The 4,727-nt window shown below is 53.2% G+C and carries 4 protein-coding genes and 1 pseudogene; 4 read left to right on the plus strand and 1 reads right to left on the minus strand.

What is annotated here, in order from left to right:
• From ACTHUE_RS11130 to prmC, 4 genes and pseudogenes are all read left to right on the plus strand, one after another.
• Window positions 1-471: pseudogene (locus tag ACTHUE_RS11130) on the plus strand (cell division protein); the annotation flags it as partial.
• Between the two features lie 559 nt (window positions 472-1,030).
• Window positions 1,031-2,473 carry a metalloprotease TldD gene (gene tldD, locus ACTHUE_RS11135; protein ID WP_070460573.1) on the plus strand — a complete coding sequence of 481 codons (1,443 nt, stop codon included), beginning with the start codon at window positions 1,031-1,033 and terminating at the stop codon, window positions 2,471-2,473.
• Between the two features lie 52 nt (window positions 2,474-2,525).
• Window positions 2,526-2,987: a hypothetical protein gene (locus ACTHUE_RS11140; RefSeq protein ID WP_107792240.1), complete on the plus strand. Its 462-nt coding sequence runs from the start codon at window positions 2,526-2,528 to the stop codon at window positions 2,985-2,987.
• Complete coding sequence (gene prmC, locus ACTHUE_RS11145) at window positions 2,977-3,789, plus strand: peptide chain release factor N(5)-glutamine methyltransferase (protein WP_070460570.1); 813 nt, start codon at window positions 2,977-2,979, stop codon at window positions 3,787-3,789. Before ACTHUE_RS11140 ends, prmC begins: the two co-directional genes overlap by 11 nt.
• An 84-nt stretch (window positions 3,790-3,873) precedes the next feature.
• Here prmC and ACTHUE_RS11150 read toward each other — a convergent pair whose 3' ends face one another.
• A complete protein-coding gene (locus ACTHUE_RS11150; protein WP_070460568.1) occupies window positions 3,874-4,668 on the minus strand; it encodes a 3'-5' exonuclease in 795 nt (264 codons plus the stop codon).
• Window positions 4,669-4,727: the final 59 nt, after the last annotated feature.

A 4,727-nucleotide genomic window follows, 5' to 3' on the forward strand; every position in this document is an offset into this window, starting at 1 on the left:
TGTACCAGCAGCGCCACCGTGGTGATGGATGAAGACGATTACCACCGCATCAAAGGCCTGTTGGGCAAATGGCCTCATGCCGCCAGCCGCAGTATCGAAAAACGCAACGGCGCATCCGGTGGCGAGACTTCCTCCAAAACCTTCCGCGTGGTCTTGCCTGCCGACGGCGACACCTCCGCCCAGCTTGATGCCTTGGGCAGCCGCGGCTTTAGCGGCAGCATTCACAACGGCGAAATCAGCATTGACGTAACACGCAGCCGCTCTTCCGCCCAAGTTTTGATTTCACGCTTGTCCAGCGCAGGTTTCGGCGGCGCACGCATTGTTGAGCAGGAAGACAGAAGCGCACCCGATACCGGTTTGAGCGTGGCGCGCATGACCGTGGTCTTTATGGCGGTTGACGAGCGCGATGCCCAAGACATTAGAAACATTGTCGGCCGTTATGGAAAATTGAACATGAAAACCTGCCGATAATCAGGTCTATTCAGTTTCAGACGGCCTAATCAGCAGTTGGAAAAGCCTGATAAACCGAACGCCACAAAACACGAAACCCACTGTATCGGCAGTGGGTTTCATGTTTTTCGGTTTTGAGTATCTGATATAAAGGGGAACAGGTATGTTTCGTATATGCGCACTCCGAGTATCAAGAGATAATGGGGAAGAGGGGGATAAAATCTGTCGTTTAATGGCTCGGATTAGGACGTCTTCCGAGTGAGTTTGATTATACGCTAATAATAACTATTATCAATAGCAAAACTAAAAAAATAAGGGATTTTTTTGTAGTAGATTGTTTTGTATGGAAATTAAGTTTCTGTATTGGCTTTGCCATGATTGAAAAGGCCGTCTGAACGTCAAACGAACAGGCCGATTGAAATAGGGTAAGGCAAACATTTCAACCCTATATTTCAGACGGCCTTTTGATTTGTTTCAATCACTCATAAACCCAAGCAATCAACATATCCAAAGCCATATAAAATACCGTATAATCAAGACCAAATTAACTTTGCCTGCTTGTCGGGCCGTCTGAAAAATCATGCAACAAACCTACGCCGCCGTACAGCGAGATTTGCTCGAAGCCAACCATCTTTCCCCCGATTTGCTCGCCCAAAGCCTGAGCATTATCGGCGCCAACCATGTCGATTATGCCGACATCTATTGTCAGCGCACTGCCTATGAAAGTTGGCATTTGGAAGAAGGCATCGTCAAATCGGGCAGCTTCCAAATTGATCAGGGCGTGGGCGTGCGTGCCGTTTCGGGCGATAAAACCGCTTTTGCCTACGCCGACAGCCTGTGTATCGATTCGATCAACCGCTCTGCCAAAGCCGTGCGCGTGATTGGTGCGGCCGGCAACGAGGCCAGCGTCAAAGTGCCGACACCTGCCTACGGCAAGCCTGTCCACATGGCGATTGACCCTATTGCCAGCCTTGATTCCGCTGCCAAAGTCGCGCTGTTGAACAAAGTTGAAACGCTGGCCAAAGCCGCCGATCCGCGTATCGTGCAAGTGATGGCCGGTTTGACCTGCGAATACGACATGGTGTACATCGCCCGTCTGGACGGCAAACACGCTGCCGACATCCGCCCGATGGTACGCATGAACGTAACCGTCATTGCCAAGCAAGGCGAGCGTCGCGAGCAGGGCAGCGCGGGTGGTGGCGGACGTTATGATTTGGCGTATTTCGATGAAAACTTGGTGCATCGGTTTGTCGATTCCGCCGTCAAACAAGCCCTGACCAATCTCGAATCCCGTCCTGCGCCTGCCGGCGAGATGACCGTCGTTTTGGGCAACGGCTGGCCGGGCGTGTTGCTGCACGAAGCGGTCGGACATGGTTTGGAAGGCGATTTCAACCGCAAAGAAACCAGCGTTTTCTCCGGCAGAATCGGCGAGCGCGTGGCCGCCAAAGGCGTGACCGTTGTGGATCAAGGCGATATTGCCGACAGACGCGGTTCGCTCAATATCGACGACGAAGGCAACGAAACCCGCCGCACCGTATTGATTGAAGACGGTATTTTGGTCGGCTATATGCAGGACGAAACCAACGCCCGCTTGATGGGTACGCAATCGACCGGCAACGGTCGCCGCGAAAGTTACGCTTCTGCGCCTATGCCGCGCATGACCAATACCTTTATGGAAAACGGCGGCTATGAGCCGGAAGAAATCATCGCGTCCATCGACAAGGGCATTTATGCCGTCAATTTCGGCGGCGGACAAGTGGACATTACCAGCGGCAAGTTCGTGTTCAGCGCATCCGAAGCGTGGTGGGTGGAAGGCGGCAAGCTGCAATATCCTGTCAAAGGCGCGACCATCATCGGCAACGGCCCCGAAGTGCTGAAACATGTTTCCATGATAGGCAACGACACTGCGCTCGACAGCGGTATCGGCGTCTGCGGCAAAGAAGGGCAGAGTGTTCCTGTCGGCGTCGGACAACCGACCCTGAGGATTGATGCCGGACTGACCGTCGGCGGTAGCGAAATTTAAACGGCAGGCCGTCTGAAAGGTTTCAGACGGCCTTTTACATTAGGATAAAACCATGCAGGAACAGAATCGGAAATCAAGTTTTCTCATAGTGATGTTGCTGGTGTCGGTTGCCCTGTGGATCGCGTCTTTGTCCAATGTTGCATTTTATTTGGGCAATCATGAAAGCATGAAGGGTTTGACCGTTTTGATTTTGGGGTCGATATTTGCTTCTTTGGACATCAGATATTGTGCGGCCTATGCTAATTATGTTTGGTTGGCGGCCATTGTTTTGTTGGCGTTGCGGAAGAAGGTCGTGCCTGTCCATGCGGCACTTTGGGGCTTGGCGCTGGTGGCTTTCAGTGTGAAAGCCGTACACGTTGATGAAGCAGGGAATACATCGGATATTATGCGCTACGGTGCAGGATTTTATTTGTGGTATGCCGCATTTGCGGTTGCCACCATCGGCACGTTTGCCGGAAAGAATAAGGAAAGAAAAGCAACAATGCTGGCAGATGGGACGAAAAATGACGCTTGATGAATGGCTGCGCCAATCGGCGCTGCCCAAAAATGAAGCGCGGATGTTGTTGCAATATGCACTGGGTTACACGCGCGCGCAACTGGTTACACGCGGTACGGACGATTTGGCAGACTCTGCCCTGCAAACCTTGGAGGCTTTGGCTCAACGCCGTCTGAAAGGCGAGCCGATGGCCTATCTGTTGGGCGAACGCGAGTTTTACGGGAGACGTTTTGCCGTCAATCCCCATGTGCTGATTCCACGCCCTGAAACCGAGCATTTGGTGGAAGCCGTGCTCAAACGCTTGCCGCCGCAAGGCCGTGTGTGGGACTTGGGGACGGGCAGCGGCGCCATTGCCGTGACCGTCGCGCTTGAACGCGTTGATGCTGATGTTCGCGCATCCGACATCAGCGTTGGTGCTTTGGATACTGCCCGTCAAAATGCGGCCGAATTGGGCGCAAAAGTCGAGTTTGCGCAGGGTTCGTGGTTTGATACCGACAGGCCGTCTGAAGGCCGATATGATGTGATTGTTTCCAATCCGCCGTACATCGAGGACGGCGATGAACATTTGTCGCAAGGCGATTTGAGGTTTGAACCGCAAAATGCGTTGACCGACTTTTCAGACGGCCTCAGCCATATCCGCCACATTACCCAAGAAGCCCCCAAATACTTGAAAGCCAACGGCTGGCTGCTGTTTGAACACGGCTACGACCAAGGCGAAGCAGTGCGGAACATTATGCTTGAGAACGGTTTTGCCGAAGTGGCAACCGAACAGGATTTGGCTGGATTGGATAGGGTAACGCTGGGGCGTTTGCCTGCTTAATGGGCATGATTTGTCGAAATATAAAAAAGGGCGTGTCGATCACGCCCTTTTGGTTTTCTGGTTTGTCTGTTCAGACGGCCTGGTTTAACGCCAAGCAGCGACGAACTCCGCCCAATGTTGTTTTTCTTCGGCTTGTGCGGCCAGATAATGTTTGATGCGTTTAATTTCGACTTCGTATTCGTCGGCATCGAGCGCGCCGCTCATCATGCGAAAGCGCATGTACATCAGGTAGGTATTGGCGGCATCGGTTTCACAATAATCGCGGATGTCTTTCAGACGGCCTGCATGATAAGCGTCCCAAACTTTGCTGCCGTCCATACCCAGTTTGCCGGGGAAGCCGCAGAGTTTGGCCATATCGTCCAAAGGCACGCTGGCACGCGGTTGGTAGAGGGCGAGCAAATCCATCAGGTCGCAATGGCGGGTGTGGTAGCGGCTGATGTAGTTGTTCCACTTAAAGTCGCGGCTGTCGCCAAAATCGCCGTCGCCCATGTCCCAATAGCGGGCGGCGCTGATGCCGTGTATCAGGGCGCGGTAGTGGAGGACGGGCAGATCGAAACCGCCGCCGTTCCAGCTGACAAGTTGCGGCGTATAGTTTTCGATGACCTCGAAGAACTTGGCAATCATGACTTCTTCGCTGTCTTCGGGATCGCCGATGGTACTGACGCGGATTTTGTCTTGCCCCCAGCGCATACAGCAGGAGATGGCGACGACTTGGTGCAGATGGTGTTGCATAAAGTCGCTGCCGGTTTTGGCACGGCGTTGCTGCTGGGCAAACAGGACGACTTCGTTGTCGGGCAAATCGGCTGGCAAATCGTAAAGCTGGCGGATGCCGTGTACGTCGGGAATGGTTTCAATGTCGAAGGCGAGTATCGGAGTCATGGCGTGATCGGGTTGGATAAGGGATGATGTCATTGTGGCATGACGGCGCAGATAAAAAA

The sequence above is a fragment of the Neisseria sp. P0021.S005 genome (assembly GCF_051956955.1).

Excerpts from the sequence above, each read along its gene's own strand:
- ACTHUE_RS11140 (WP_107792240.1), top strand. The coding sequence starts at position 2,526 with ATGCAGGAACAGAATCGGAAATCAAGTTTTCTCATAGTGATGTTGCTG.
- tldD (WP_070460573.1), top strand. The coding sequence starts at position 1,031 with ATGCAACAAACCTACGCCGCCGTACAGCGAGATTTGCTCGAAGCCAAC.
- ACTHUE_RS11150 (WP_070460568.1), bottom strand. The coding sequence starts at position 4,668 with ATGACTCCGATACTCGCCTTCGACATTGAAACCATTCCCGACGTACAC.
- prmC (WP_070460570.1), top strand. The coding sequence starts at position 2,977 with ATGACGCTTGATGAATGGCTGCGCCAATCGGCGCTGCCCAAAAATGAA.